The following is a 13,166-nucleotide window of genomic DNA, read 5'->3' on the forward strand; positions in this document are numbered from 1 at the left end:
AACGAGAAATCTCGCCTAGACAGCCGGAACAGACGATGATCACATCACCGCCAGCCCAGTTAGACCGCCTGATTGAGCGGCAGAGGCCTGGTCATCGCCCGACGGCCATGGCGGCTGGCTGCTTCGGGGGGCTTGCCTTGGGCAGGGCTGCAGCTTAGGTTGATGACATTGTGTTCGCTACAGGCACTGAACGACAACGCAGATGGTATGGTCTGTGCGTTCTGACTCGTCAAGGATCGGCCAATGGATCGTTTGTCTAATTTGCTCTCGCGGTTCGGCGTGCGGGCCAATCTGTTCTATGACGGCGACCTATGCGGCTCTGCATCTTACGATGGCGCCGAGCGGCGAGGTTATATCCATCTGCTTCAGGCCGGCAGCGTGACGTTGCTTGGTCCCGATCGCAAGGATTTGCAGCTCACTCGCCCTAGCTTGATTTTTATGCCACGCCCCGCCAAGCATCAATTGTTTGCGGGTGAGTCCGATGGCGCAAAGTTGTTGTGTGCTTCCATGGAGTTTGAGGGCGGAATTGATAATCCTTTGTCGGCTTCATTACCGGACTGTTTGGTGCTCGCACTCGATGATCTGCCCATGCTGGCAGACACGTTGGAGTGGATGTTTGCCGAGGCGGCAAATGTGCATTGTGGAAGGGAAGCCGCGCTTGAGCGCTTATTTGAGCTCCTAATCATTCTGTTGCTCCGTTACCTGCTCGATCATCACCAGTTGCGCACCGGAATGATGGCTGGACTGGCCGACATGCGGCTTGCCCGATCGCTTTTACAGATGCACAACTCCCCGGAACATGCCTGGTCAATAGCAGAGCTGGCCAGTGAGTCAAATATGTCACGCGCTGCGTATGCCGTGCATTTCAAGAGTGTCATCGGACAGACGCCTGCTGATTATTTGTTGAGTTGGCGAGTTAGCCTGGCTCAGAAGCTGATGCGAGAAGGGCGCTCGATTACGCTGATTGCAGCTCAAGTCGGCTACGAAAGTCCTTCGGCGCTGTCTCGCGCATTTAGACGCAAGACGGGGTTGAGCCCTCGTGACTGGTTGAAAGATCTGGCGGGGGAAAATGATGGCAAAAAGGCCTAAGGCATTACTGCCTTAAGCCATTGAAAAAATTATGCATTAATTTTACGTTTTTCCAGTTCAACCAGCGAATGGCCTGCCACAAATATCGAAACAGCAAGCAACCCTAAGTCTTTAAGCAGAAACTGACCTGGCGCAACGGAAATCGCCGGAAACCCTAAACTAGGCTCAATGACGCCCGGAGTGGAAAACATAAAGCTAAGGGTTGTGAAGAACAGGCCTGCAGACAGAGCGCCTCCTACCACGGATAGTTTGGGCGACAGCATGCGGCCTGCGATCAGAGTGCCGATCGAAATCTCTAGTATGCCGAGCAGGCTGGAGAACATGTCGACCGAAAAAATGCTATACACCCATCCCAAAAGCGGGCTGTTGCTCACCAGTGGAACCAGGCCCTCGGCCTCGTAGTGGGTAAATTTCATGCCGCCGAACCAGAAGTAAATAATAGCGAGAGCCAAGTACGCGCCATAGATACCTAGCCCCATAGTTTTGGTTCCAAGCGTTAAGTGGGCCTGTACGCTGGACTTCGAGTTTTCAATGCCTATGGTTTTCATGTCTGAGCTTCCAGTAGTGAGTGAGAGTGTGTTGGCTGCCGAACGCCGTATGCGTTGGCGATGAGATTATTATGGCTGGCATCTCTAATCAAGAGGCATCAGAAAGTATTGATTTCAGTGCAGATCGTCTTGGGCGGTGCAATTCGCGATGAAGGGATCGCCGTGGAGAGCGATGAGTGCACTATTTCGATAAAGGAGTCGTTTTACATAGGTCGATGAAGCGCGTTGCGGCATCGCCTACTGTCATTTCTCAAATCTGACTATGGGGCTTGGGGCGAAGGGCGGCACTGACTAGGCTTAGAACAGCTACCAACTAGCCGCGCGGCCGCGATGCACAAAGAATGGTAACTGAGCCGTGAGTGCGGTGGGCGCCCGCATTTATTTCCAAACCCTACAGATACATCGATCTTCGACTTCAACCGGGCAGATAGCTGTTGCAGCAAGCCTATCAATCGACTTTGACGTGTTAAAGAGGATAGGTTTTCCAGGGTTGGGGAACAGCATGCCCTGCAGAACGACACACGTCACTTTTGTTAAATTAATAAGCTAGCTACCTATTGGGCATAACCTTGCAATTTGCTTCAATTTACGCACATGCACTTGCGACCTCAAAATGCAACGTAAGCCCCGAATATCTCCATTATTGTCGCCGCCAGCCTTAGTTACAGCTGCTATGATGAATGAGATCGAAAACTGAAATCCCCCACTAGAATTGTTGACTGGAGTCAAAATGAATAAAAAGCGGCCGGTTAATCTTGATATTCGAACCATTCAGCTTCCTCTCACGGCGCTTACATCGATTCTGCACCGGATTTCAGGAATTATGCTCTTTATTTTTCTGGGACTGATACTGTATATGCTGAGCAAATCGTTGGAGTCAGAAAAGGGTTTTAATGAAGTCAAGGAGATTTTTTCTTCACCTTTCGGCAAAGTTAGTTTCTGGTTGGTATACTCTTCATTTATTTATCATCTCGTAGCCGGAATTCGACACCTAGTTATGGATGTGGGTGTTGGTCATACTTTGAAAGGCAGCAATCGCGCCTCTACTATTGTTTTAGTAGTGTCGGGTGTTTTAATGGTTGCTGGCGCCGTATGGATTTGGTAGCTGTGGAGTCGTAATGCGTATTTACAAGGACTAAAAGCGTCCTTTAAAGCTAACTTACGAAAGTATTTATAATCGACGGTTCACGCTTAAACGGTTGAATCCTTTCGGGCTTCCGAATAGCTGTTAGCTGAAAGCTATCATGAGCTAAGTTTTCTGTGCATCATCAAATGTGTTAATGGGAGCGCCATAGTACTAGGTACAAATATGGCTCTAGGACAATGTTAGATGTTTTGGATTTTGAGGCGGATCGCTCTTATCGAAGATCGTCTAATTCGCTCTGAAGCGCAGGTTTTTTGAAACTATCACCTGGTTGGCACACTGTGCGAATCAACATCAGATATGAGAAAGCCAATCAGGTGAACACTACCCTCGAGGGCTCATCTGTCCAGTTAAAGCCTCGAGTCTTTCTGGGTGCGCAAAAGACAAGAAGGTTATATGGGAAAATTATGAGGCCTGGATACCATGCGTCATGGGCGTGCCGATGCTGTGAGTGACAGAGCGAGAAGCAAGTGAAAGTCCCTGAAGTAGGGGCGGGATGCGCCCGAGTGGCATTTTTTGTCTTAAGGTAGATCGCGTAGCTGTTCTTCAGAATAATCTTCAGAGCGTTGACGACAGCCATCGCTGTGCATTCCTCAAGAATAGAATGTGTCGGAAGGGTGGCGTCATTGGTGTTAGTCATCGCTTAGGATTTCTCAATCTGGCTTACACGGGCGCCTGTACCGATATCCCCGCGGATGGCGACGTATCGATGTTGAATTCCTCGCCAGACGAAGTGCAATGAGCTGCGGCTATAGGCTTGCGCAGCCTTAGATAGCCGGCCGTCGCAGGCGCGCCGGTTGGCCGGGATCTTCTTCTGCCCGTCAGGTGTCCGGTCGGAACTCCAGCACGAACGCTACGACCTTTTCGGCGGACATTTCGCACGGCTTCAACAATGTCCTATCTGATGTAACGCGGAAGAGGTTGAAGCTGACAATGTCAGTCCCGTCCAACTCCCTGGCGAACAGACTGTTGCGACGTCCGTCCCCAGATCGCCGGACGATCAAGCTGAAACGCCGGCCTTCATAAGTCCCTTCTCTGTATCCCTCCGCAAGCTTCGCGAAAGCGGCATCGAACTCGGAATGCTCCATGTCATCCATCCTTATTGATAGAACAGAGGCGCGGCGGGTGCGAGACCGCCAGTGCCGGGTCGCGCTAAGGTGCCGGGCAGATTCCTGCAGCCGACGAGGCCCGGGGTGGGCAGGATAATTGAGATGTCGGCGCCCGCATGGCTATCAGCGAAGTCGTCCGTCCAGTCTGCTAGGCAACGTCCACGCCTTTCCAGAAAGCGATGTAATCCCGGATACCCTCGGCATCCGGAGTGGGGGCGGGATAGGTCCAAGCGGCGTTCACGTTGAGCGCGTCACCCGCGCGAACATGAAAGAAGCGCGCGGCGCCTTTGATCGGACAGACAGATGTGTGCGGGCTCATCTCAAGCAGGCTCAGGTCGACTCCTGACGGTGGGAAGTAGTGATTTCCCTCGACGATGACTGTTTCGTCGCTTGTGGCGATAGTAGTGTCTTTCCAGATGGCTGAGACCAACGGACTCTCCTTTTGTATTCATCAACCGGCGAAGGCTCGCGGGCTGGCTGCCCCAAGCCGCACCTCCTCAGGTGGCAGGCGGGTTGCGCCCGAGAAGTTTGTCGAGCTCGCCTCTGACATCGAGCGCGAATAGCTCATCGGAGCCACCGATAAGGGTGCCATTGATGAAGATCTGCGGCACGGAGCTTCGCCCCGACGCTTCCGCCATGGCCTGCCGGTGAGCCGGATCCGCCTCAATATCGAGCTCCTTCCATCGCACGCCCTTTTCCTTGAGGAGCGCCTTCGCTCGGCGGCAGAACGGGCACCAATTCGTGGTGTACAGCAATACATCAGTTGTCATATTGCATCTCCGGCAGTTGCACGCGGATCGCTGTCATGGCGTTGATCTCCAATTCGCGGCGTTCAAAGATGGCGACTGCACCTTGGCCGACATCGGAGCAGATGCTGACGATTGGCCGCTATCCAGGCGACATGGCCCAAAGTGCTTTCACCGCCAGGCAGAGGCCGCACGCGCCTCCTGTAGCGCCGAGCCGATGCTCTAAGGTAACCGAGCCTCGATTGGGACGGAAGCGGTCCCGCTCGAATCGCCCATCATGCTGGTCGAGCATATCAGGACGACGGATAGTGCAGGAACTTTCAAATTGAGCTTGATGTCGAGCCAGGTATCGCGAGCGAAGGCGTTCTAGAGGCCGGGGGGTACGAAGACTGTGTTCGGCAAAACGGTTCACGTTGATCGCCAAAGCTTCCCAGGGCGCACGTCTACGATCGGCGCGACGTGAGATAGCTCGCGCCGCTAGCCCCCGTAGCGCTCCGTCTTGATGATGGAGGCGTCCAAGCCCGCCAGCAGCGCGCTATCGGTTGCGATGTTGACGAATCCGTTAGACCCGCAGACGAACACTTGCGTCGGCTTTCCCTGAAGCCTGGTTAGAATTTCTTGGACCATCATGCCGTCGATCCGTCGCGCAAAGTCCGATGCGCGAACCGGTTTCTCGCGCGTAATCGCGAGCGCCAGGACGAACGCCGGATCGCTGATTTCGATGCAATGAAGTTCTTCTGAGAAGAGAACGTCCTCGGCGGTTCGTGCGGACAGGAGCAACGCTGTCGGAACGGCTTGGGCCAATGCGCGGCGCTGCCGGATCATTGCCATCAACGGCACGAGGCCGGAGCCTCCCCCGATCAACAGAACCGGATCTATGGCAGGCTCAGGCCAAAGGAAATGGCCACCGAGCGGACCGCGAACTTCGATTTCGTCACCAATCGCCGCGATGTCGTGAAAAAACGGCGAAACTTCGGCATCCGGCATGCGCTCGATAGCTATCTCGACGATCGGGGTCGAAACTGCCGATGACGCGATCGAGTAGCTGCGCATTGCACTGTAGCCGTCGGGCGCGGTCAGCCGGATATCGACGTGCTGACCTGCGGTGTGCGCGAACGGCTTGCTCAACCGAAGGAAGAAGCTCTTGATACTCGGTGTTTGCTGGATGATGTCGTCGATCACGCATGATTGCCACGAACGGACTTGCGCTTCGTTTTCAGTCATGGGTGTATCGTTGTTCGCGCCACGGATCGCCGTAGATGTGATAGCCGTGCAGCTCCCAAAAGCCGGCCTCGTCACGCGTCGTGAATTGCAGCGCATTCACCCATTTGGCGGATTTCCAGAAGTAAAGGTGCGGCACTAGAAGACGCGCCGGCCCCCCATGATCGCGGGAAAGTGGCTTGCCCGCATAACTGAGGGCGACCATCGCTTTCCCGGAAAGCAGATCCGTCAGAGGGACGTTTGTCGAATAATTATCGTAGCAGTGCGCCAAGACGAAATCGGTAGGCCGATCAAGCTCTGCATCTGCAAGGATGTCTTCAATGAGTACACCCTCCCAAACGGTATCCAGTTTGGACCAAGAGGTGACGCAGTGAATATCCTTTGTCACCTGGGTCTTTGGTAGAGTGTTGAATTCGCCCCAATTCCACGTTTTGACGGGCTTCGGACCAATTTTGACTGTGAATTTCCAGTCGGAGGGCTCTACCCTCGGCGTAGGGCCGGCCGACAGAACAGGGAAATCCTCCACCAGATGCTGACCTGGCGGAATCCGATCGGACTGGTCGCCTGAACCGCGACCGGTGAAACCTCTGGTGACCATAGTGACCCCTCTTGCTCGATACGGCAGACCGAAGCCGGCCTTCATTTCAGTACTCTGCGTAAAGCATTTGCCCGCACATCCGCCGAATAAGCCAATCGACTAAAAATCAGATACAGATGCTCTATCATCGTAAAAAATCGCGTATCGAACATAGCGTCAGGCCAGCATGATTCCCAATACCCAATGGCTATAGGGTAGATAACCCCAAGGCTGCGTACGCTGATCTGCGGTATGCGGAGCGGAAGTTGCAGGTTCGCTCTCAAACGGATGGGCAGCGTGCAAAGCTCAAGGCTCACCAGCGCATGGTTGCCCAGTTCGCGCTCGCCGGCAGCTTGAGTATATTAAGGACGAAATGTCGATCTGATCTATTCTGGCTTCAGGAAATAGGGAAAATAAGGTCGGACGTTCGCGCACCGTCGCGACGCGCGATCATCCACTAAGCTTCTGTATCGGGGTTGGAGGATCAGATGAACGAGATCGAACGACAAGCGCCTGAGCTGCGGGTGCAAAAATGGATTGGCAAAGATGGGGAAAGTATCGCGCCGTTCAAACTGTCAGATATCGGGCCCGGCCCGAAAATCTTGTTTGCCTTCCAGCATTGGTGCCAAGGTTGCCATTTGCATGGGTTTCCGACGCTACAAAAGTTGCATGCAGCGTTGAGCTCAAAAGACGTGGGGTTCGCAGTGATCCAGACCGTCTTCGAAGGAACGCATGAGAATACCTTCGAGAAGTTGCGCGTGAACCAGCTCAAGTATGAGCTTCCTATCGTTTTCGGTCACGACGAGCAACCGACCGGCTCGCCGTTTCCAACCTTCATGGAAGACTACCGCACACGAGGAACTCCGTGGTTTACGGTTATCGACGCTGGCGGTAGCATTGTTTTCTCGGACTTCCATCTCGACGCGGAGCGACTAGTGAAGCAACTTGAGCAAGGTTAATCGTTGGAAGGTGGGCAATCATCCTGATTGCCACCCATCCCCTGATGCCCACTACAGGCGTTGCGCGCTGTAACTCTGTTGATCAGCGTGCGAAAACCCGGATCCGGATAGGAGGAGCGTCAACGATTGAATCAATCCGTTGGGAGAGGGCGGCTCCGCTCCGTCAGCTCGGCAATAGATAACCCATTCTCGCCGAGCAACTCTCTGATCCGATCGACGATATGAGCCCCTAGCGCCGCTGTCTTGGTCCCCCCCACAGATTCCCAAGATGCGAGTTCACACGCCGATACCTCGTGGTCAGCGCCGAAGTGCTTCTGTCGGTATGTCACCGCCGCCCTTCAATGATAAAGGCGCGGTAACGGGAACCGGCAAAGCGTTGAGCAGCGATGGTTTGGTAGGCGGGACTGTCATACCAGTCGCGAGCGGCCTGCATCGTCGGGAAACGCAAGATTACGGCCCCTTCGATGGGCGGCCCCTCCAAATGCTGGATCGCGCCATAAGCGGCGAGAAAGGTAACGTCGTGACCATCGAACGATGGTCCGACGCCTGCAGAATAGGTTGCGAGTGCATGTGGGTCGCTGGTTTCTTCCCGCGTAAAGACGACGAACGCTTCCATCATTAGGCCTCTCAAAGGTTGGATCTGTTGGCCATTACCACCGGTGATGGCCTCACAGTCGTCAGGCTGGCAACTGGAACCCGATTTTCATGAGTGCCTCGACGCACGCATCCTGATCCTGCTGATAGTTGCCTCCGGAGATGCCTATGCCGCCGATCAACTTCCCATCCTCCAGAATCGGATAACCGCCGCCGACAGCGACCATCCGAGGGCGATAGGCTAGCGGCGCCACTTTTGGATCGTTGGTCACATAGTCGTTCCAGACATGGGTCGGGAACCCAAACGAGGCGGAACTCCAGGCCTTGTCGATGGCAACATCGACGGTAAGGAACGGCGCATCGTCGGTGCGCTCGAACGCGCGCAGGTTACCGGTGGCGTCGACGACGGCGACGGCAGCCGGGATGCCGATGGCACGGGCCGCAGCGAGCGCCGCGTCGATGAGGGCGACTGCGGTTTCGCGGTTGATCGAGGCGGTGGCAATAGATTTGGTCATGGGATTCTCATCGCTGGGGCATAACCCGTTCGGCTTTTTGAGGTTGGACAAGATGTTTGGCGATCGCGGTCGTTAGAAGCCTTCGAGGACGATCTTGCCTTTAGCCGCGCCACTTTCGATCAGTGCATGCACCGTCTTCAGATTGGCGGCATTGATCGGCGACAGTCGCCGGGTCAGCGTCGTGCGGATTTTGCCGTCGTCAACCAGCGCTGCCATCGCATCCAGAATCTCGCCCTGCTCATTCATGTCGGGCGTGCCGTAGATCGACCGCGTGAACATCAGCTCGTGGTGGATCGACACCGCCTTGCGCTTGAAAACCATGATATCGAATGCCTTGGGATCGTCGATCAGTCCGAACCGTCCTTGTGGGGCGATCAGTTCGGCGATGTCGGCGACATGTTGCTCGGTATGTGTGGTCGAAAAGACGAAAGCGGGAGCACCGATGCCGAGTTCGGCGATCTGTGGCGCGAGCGGACGAGAATGGTCGATGACGTGGTGAGCTCCAAGCCCTCTTACCCACTCTTGGGTTTCCGGTCGAGAGGCTGTGGCGATGACGGTGAGGTCCGTGCGCTGTCGCGCGATCTGGACGGCGATCGACCCAACCCCGCCCGCGCCACCGATGATGAGGATCGCCTCCGCCGCACCGGGTACGGGCTTCGCCACGTCCAGGCGGTCGAACATCGCCTCCCAGGCCGTCAACGTCGTCAGCGGCAGCGCCGCCGCTTCCGCCCAGGAGAGCGACGCAGGTTTGTGACCGACAATCCGGGCGTCGACGAGATGGAACTCCGCATTGGTACCGGGCCGTGTGATCGATCCGGCATAATAGACCTCGTCGCCTAACTCGAACTGCGTGACGTCGGGGCCGACCTCGCGCACAATCCCGGCGGCATCCCATCCCAGCACCTTCCAATCGCCATCTGCCGGCGGCGTGCTGTTGCGGACCTTGTAGTCGACCGGGTTGACCGAGACGGCCTTCACCTCAACCAGGATATCGTATCCTGCAGCGACAGGCCGAGGCAGATTGATGTCGACCAGCGCGGCATCCGCGGCGATGGGTCCCGGAACCTTGTAACCAATGGCTTTCATAAATGTCTCCAGCTTGCTTGATCGGATGACGCGAATGCTCGTTAGTCAACTTCTTCTACATTGAGGTCCCGACTCTTGAACTGGGTCGCGGTAGCAGATTTCATCGAACACGTCGATCAACAGGCCCTTATGGGGTCGTCTCAGAAAACGGAAAATAAAGCACGCTAAGCGTGCGTGGAGGCTGGCACCCAGCGGTACAGCGTCGGAATGGACACGCCGAGGTTCTTGGCCACGTCCTTGGGCGGCACCCCGCTGGCCAGCAGCTTCTTGGCCGACTCGATCTTGCTGTCGGTCATCTTCGGCTTGCGGCCGCCTTTGCGGCCGAGCTGCTTGGCGACTTCCAGCCCGGCGCGGGTGCGCTCGACGGTCAGCTCGCGCTCCATTTCGGCAAGGCTCGCCATGACGTGGAAGAAGAACCGCCCGGATGGTGTGCCGGTGTCGATGGAGTCGGTGAGGCTCCTGAACTGGACACCGTGCTTGTGCAGATCGCCGACCAGATCGACCAGTTGCTTGACCGACCGGCCCAGCCGGTCGAGCTTCCAGACGACCAAAGTATCGCCTTCGCGCAGCATTTCGAGCGTCTTGGCCAAGCCAGGCCGGTCTGCCCGCGTGCCACTCACCTTGTCCTCGAAGACCTTTTTACATCCGGCCTTGCTCAAGGCTTCGCGTTGCAGCTCCAGGTTCTGATCCTGCGTCGAGACGCGCGCATAGCCAATCAACATGGCTTGTCTCGCGCCCGGTCGATGCGTTCCTGCATCGCCTGCATCACTTCTTCGTGGGTGTACGATCTGGCGTTGGCGTCGGTGGCTTGCCGCAGGGCTTCCTCAACCTCGCGCGTCATCCGCTCGTAATCCTCCGGCCACAGCGCTTGCTCCATGCGCAGCGACGCCTGACCCAGCAGGTGCAGCAGGCTGAACAGCCGCATGTCGTTGGTGGCGACGATGCGCTCCCGAATCTGCTCCTGAATAGCTTCGCTAGCCCGATGCGCTTGTGGTGTGGCAGTCCCCTCGTAGTCAGCGGGGAATTCCGCTTCCTCGGCAATCCTTGCCCAGGCGCTGGCCAGCGCCTCGATGGTTGACGTGCTCATTTCCGCCGCTCCTGTGCTCTTTGGCGAATCAACCGGCCAAGGGGCCTCGACGCGAAAACCAGCAGCATCACGCCTATCGGATACCAGGTCGAGAAGACCACCAAGGCATCGAAGGCTGGCCGTCCGGTGTTGGTAGGCAGTACGGCGGTCACAGCCATCAACCCGCCGACCGTCCAGATGATGCGCCACACGTAGGGCATCACGCGGGGCACGTAGCCGTCATCGAAAGCGGTCTGGTAGTAGCGGCGCAGGCCGCGCTCGGCAAGCGCCTGGCGCTGCCGCTCCGACAGCGCATCCGTCCGGCCATACCAGCGCCGGAATGGTGGACAGCGCAGCAGCAAAGGGGTGAAGAGGATCATCACCGCCACGATCGCGACACCCCACGCCATGACGGCGCCGGCATCGGGCCGCTTGGCGTTCTCGATCACGGGCGCGAAGACGCCCGGAGCACCGATCATCCAGAACAGCGCAATGTGCTGATGGAAGGAGAGCTTCATTTGCTCATCCACTTGCGCAGCAGGCGCTTTTTCAGGGAGGCGCGTTCTTGCGGGTTGCGTCCCTTGTGATTGGCGATGCGATCCGCCGTGGCGGCCTGGCGCTTGACGGGCCAGTAGGAGCGGCCATCCTTGCCCATCGACCAGACGCTGCTGGCCTGGTTTTCCAGCAGGGGCAGATGGGCGCTCAGGGCTTCGGGCGACGCGCTGGTCAGCGCCGTGCGCTCACGGGTGCGCCAGCGCTGATGCCAGAGCTTCTTGTCCTCGCGCTCGCTGCCGCAGGTCGTGTGCCCGACGATGGGTGTTTTGCGGCGGCTGCGGCTCATAACGTAGTGGTCTCCAAGAACATTCAGGACTGATCCCAGGCGTCGATGGTCAAGACCTGATCGGCAGGACAGGCGGCTACGCGGTCGGGAACTGGATGGTGTTCAGTCTCATGCCGACCCCATTCGATTGATCGCGTCGCTTGCGGCACGCTGCGACGCAAGGAGGTTTGCGACCTGGTTTAGCAGCCGTGTCCGCTGCATGTCTGTTACCTATCTCCCCGACCGCTCATTGGACCAACTCCAGAGATTGGGCTCTATCGCTCAGCCAATACGAAACCGGCATTGGCTGATGCCACAACCGAGACGAACACAAATGGCTCGGTACCTGTATTTCGCGCCCCGTGCACTTGGCCCGGTCTTGCCACGGCTATCTCACCTTCCCTGAGGGCACGAACAATCCCATTGCCCTGAAAGTAATCAGCCATTCCCGACAAAACAGTCCACGTGTCTTGGCCGTGAGGATGAATGTGAGCCGCAATTTCCTGCCCGGGATGGACATGCCAAACCACGATAATTGAGTCTCGGGTTTCAAGCACAACGGAACGAATAGGCTCGCCTTCGGACGGCTGAACATACTCGGCTACAGAAAATATTCTCGATTCAACAGTCATCGGAGATCCCTCTTTCACAGTGCCCCCAGACAGGCTGGATATGAGTTCTAACTCGAATTTGAACGGGAGGCTGGTCGTGCGGTCGTGCAGTTGCCGATGAGCGTGTCGGCTGCTGCCTCCTTGCCCACCAGCGAACTCACGTCCGTTGCGGCCATCCAGAAGGTCTTGCCCGAGCGCGGCTCATAGGTCGCGGGATCGAACACGCCAGAGGGGCCGAACATCGGCGGCTTGATTGGTCATGGCTCCATGCCTTTGTCGTTACGGTCTTCATCGTCGGCATCCTGACGCACGGCGGGCAATTGCTGGAGCAACGCCGGCAGCCATTCCTGTACCGTCTCCCACACCACATCGAGGTTGATGTCGAAATAGCCGTGAGCCATGCGATTACGCATATTGCGCATGCTGCGCCACGGCACGTCGGCATGCGCCTGGGTGAACTCGACGTAGCCATCCATCACCTTTGTGGCCGCCTCGCCGATGACGATCAGGCTCATGATGACGGCCTGCTGGGTGCGCTTGTCGGCCAAGAAGTCGTCCTTGGCCATCCCTTCCACGAAGCTGCGCGCATCGGTTGCGGCCTGCTGAATGTGGTCGAGGTAATCGGGCAGGCGGTTCTCGCTCATATCGGTTGCGCCTCCGCGAGCACCTTGGCCCGGAACTTCGGCGGCAGGTCGCCGGGAGTCAGCAGATCGACGTCAACGCCGAGCAGCGATTTCAGTTCTTCTTCCAAATCGCCCAAGTCCAACAACGTGGCACCGGGCAGCGCATCGACCAACAGGTCGAGGTCGCTGCCATCCCGGTCGGTGCCATGCAGCACCGAGCCGAAGACGCGCGGGTTCGCGGCGCGAAAGCGGCCTACCGCTTCACGCACTGCGCTTCGCTTCATGTCAAGCACAACAGACGGTCGCATGCGCATCCTTTCTTATCGAAACTCGTTGAGATGATATGCAATCAAGAATAGAATTTCAAGAACTATTTTCGAGAATCGCAATGCCTTGATTCCCGTGCCGCGCCGGTTGCCTTGGCGGGCTTGTCACAAACCTACGTTTTCAAGAAGAAG

19 protein-coding genes are annotated in these 13,166 nt (G+C 56.8%); 3 read left to right on the forward strand and 16 right to left on the reverse strand.

The window, feature by feature from the left end; genetic code table 11:
• Positions 1-243 precede the first annotated feature (243 nt).
• Entirely contained in the window at positions 244-1,089 is an 846-nt protein-coding gene (locus NUV89_RS05705; protein ID WP_003464995.1) for an AraC family transcriptional regulator, read from the forward strand.
• A gap of 29 nt (positions 1,090-1,118) precedes the next feature.
• Here the strand turns inward: NUV89_RS05705 and NUV89_RS05710 are convergent, their stop codons facing one another.
• Positions 1,119-1,637, reverse strand: a complete 519-nt coding sequence (locus NUV89_RS05710; RefSeq protein ID WP_003464991.1) for a YkgB family protein — start codon at positions 1,635-1,637, stop codon at positions 1,119-1,121.
• A gap of 730 nt (positions 1,638-2,367) precedes the next feature.
• Between NUV89_RS05710 and sdhC the strand changes: the two genes are divergently transcribed.
• Positions 2,368-2,742, forward strand: coding sequence for a succinate dehydrogenase, cytochrome b556 subunit (gene sdhC / locus NUV89_RS05715; protein WP_005005993.1), 375 nt, complete (start codon positions 2,368-2,370; stop codon positions 2,740-2,742).
• 860 nt (positions 2,743-3,602) lie between these two features.
• On the opposite strand, the gene NUV89_RS05720 is transcribed toward sdhC, so the two are convergent.
• From NUV89_RS05720 to NUV89_RS05740, 5 genes are all read right to left on the reverse strand, one after another.
• Positions 3,603-3,869 carry a hypothetical protein gene (locus tag NUV89_RS05720; protein WP_003464988.1) on the reverse strand — a complete coding sequence of 89 codons (267 nt, stop codon included), beginning with the start codon at positions 3,867-3,869 and terminating at the stop codon, positions 3,603-3,605.
• A gap of 169 nt (positions 3,870-4,038) precedes the next feature.
• Positions 4,039-4,320, reverse strand: a complete 282-nt coding sequence (locus NUV89_RS05725) for a DUF427 domain-containing protein (RefSeq protein ID WP_003464986.1) — start codon at positions 4,318-4,320, stop codon at positions 4,039-4,041.
• A 67-nt stretch (positions 4,321-4,387) separates the two neighbouring features.
• Complete coding sequence (gene grxC, locus NUV89_RS05730; RefSeq protein WP_005005995.1) at positions 4,388-4,660, reverse strand: glutaredoxin 3; 273 nt, start codon at positions 4,658-4,660, stop codon at positions 4,388-4,390.
• A gap of 453 nt (positions 4,661-5,113) precedes the next feature.
• Positions 5,114-5,860, reverse strand: a complete 747-nt coding sequence (locus tag NUV89_RS05735; RefSeq protein ID WP_002118292.1) for a ferredoxin reductase — start codon at positions 5,858-5,860, stop codon at positions 5,114-5,116.
• Entirely contained in the window at positions 5,853-6,455 is a 603-nt protein-coding gene (locus NUV89_RS05740; protein WP_003464980.1) for a sulfite oxidase-like oxidoreductase, read from the reverse strand. The genes NUV89_RS05735 and NUV89_RS05740 overlap by 8 nt, the downstream gene beginning before the upstream one ends.
• A 467-nt stretch (positions 6,456-6,922) precedes the next feature.
• Between NUV89_RS05740 and NUV89_RS05745 the strand changes: the two genes are divergently transcribed.
• Positions 6,923-7,393: a hypothetical protein gene (locus NUV89_RS05745; protein ID WP_003464979.1), complete on the forward strand. Its 471-nt coding sequence runs from the start codon at positions 6,923-6,925 to the stop codon at positions 7,391-7,393.
• A 325-nt stretch (positions 7,394-7,718) separates the two neighbouring features.
• On the opposite strand, the gene NUV89_RS05750 is transcribed toward NUV89_RS05745, so the two are convergent.
• From NUV89_RS05750 to NUV89_RS05795, 10 genes are all read right to left on the reverse strand, one after another.
• Positions 7,719-8,012: a DUF1330 domain-containing protein gene (locus NUV89_RS05750; RefSeq protein ID WP_010591688.1), complete on the reverse strand. Its 294-nt coding sequence runs from the start codon at positions 8,010-8,012 to the stop codon at positions 7,719-7,721.
• 58 nt (positions 8,013-8,070) lie between these two features.
• Positions 8,071-8,502 carry a heme-binding protein gene (locus NUV89_RS05755; protein WP_005006001.1) on the reverse strand — a complete coding sequence of 144 codons (432 nt, stop codon included), beginning with the start codon at positions 8,500-8,502 and terminating at the stop codon, positions 8,071-8,073.
• A 72-nt stretch (positions 8,503-8,574) separates the two neighbouring features.
• Complete coding sequence (locus NUV89_RS05760; protein ID WP_002118279.1) at positions 8,575-9,588, reverse strand: zinc-binding alcohol dehydrogenase family protein; 1,014 nt, start codon at positions 9,586-9,588, stop codon at positions 8,575-8,577.
• Positions 9,589-9,752: 164 nt separating this feature from the next.
• Complete coding sequence (locus NUV89_RS05765) at positions 9,753-10,310, reverse strand: recombinase family protein (RefSeq protein WP_003100847.1); 558 nt, start codon at positions 10,308-10,310, stop codon at positions 9,753-9,755.
• Positions 10,304-10,675, reverse strand: coding sequence for a hypothetical protein (locus NUV89_RS05770; protein WP_003100853.1), 372 nt, complete (start codon positions 10,673-10,675; stop codon positions 10,304-10,306). Before NUV89_RS05770 ends, NUV89_RS05765 begins: the two co-directional genes overlap by 7 nt.
• Positions 10,672-11,172: a hypothetical protein gene (locus tag NUV89_RS05775; RefSeq protein ID WP_003100856.1), complete on the reverse strand. Its 501-nt coding sequence runs from the start codon at positions 11,170-11,172 to the stop codon at positions 10,672-10,674. The genes NUV89_RS05770 and NUV89_RS05775 overlap by 4 nt, the downstream gene beginning before the upstream one ends.
• Positions 11,169-11,495 (reverse strand): hypothetical protein, encoded by a 327-nt coding sequence (locus tag NUV89_RS05780; protein WP_003100858.1) that lies wholly within the window; start codon positions 11,493-11,495, stop codon positions 11,169-11,171. The genes NUV89_RS05775 and NUV89_RS05780 overlap by 4 nt, the downstream gene beginning before the upstream one ends.
• Positions 11,496-11,749: 254 nt before the next feature.
• On the reverse strand, positions 11,750-12,106 hold the full coding sequence (locus NUV89_RS05785; RefSeq protein ID WP_003465043.1) for a cupin domain-containing protein: 357 nt from the start codon (positions 12,104-12,106) through the stop codon (positions 11,750-11,752).
• 236 nt (positions 12,107-12,342) lie between these two features.
• Positions 12,343-12,729, reverse strand: a complete 387-nt coding sequence (locus tag NUV89_RS05790) for a DUF86 domain-containing protein (RefSeq protein ID WP_003100872.1) — start codon at positions 12,727-12,729, stop codon at positions 12,343-12,345.
• A complete protein-coding gene (locus tag NUV89_RS05795) occupies positions 12,726-13,016 on the reverse strand; it encodes a nucleotidyltransferase family protein (RefSeq protein ID WP_001247892.1) in 291 nt (96 codons plus the stop codon). The genes NUV89_RS05790 and NUV89_RS05795 overlap by 4 nt, the downstream gene beginning before the upstream one ends.
• Positions 13,017-13,166: the final 150 nt, after the last annotated feature.

It is taken from the genome of Pseudomonas sp. 18.1.10 (assembly GCF_024655625.1).
Taxonomy (GTDB): domain Bacteria; phylum Pseudomonadota; class Gammaproteobacteria; order Pseudomonadales; family Pseudomonadaceae; genus Aquipseudomonas.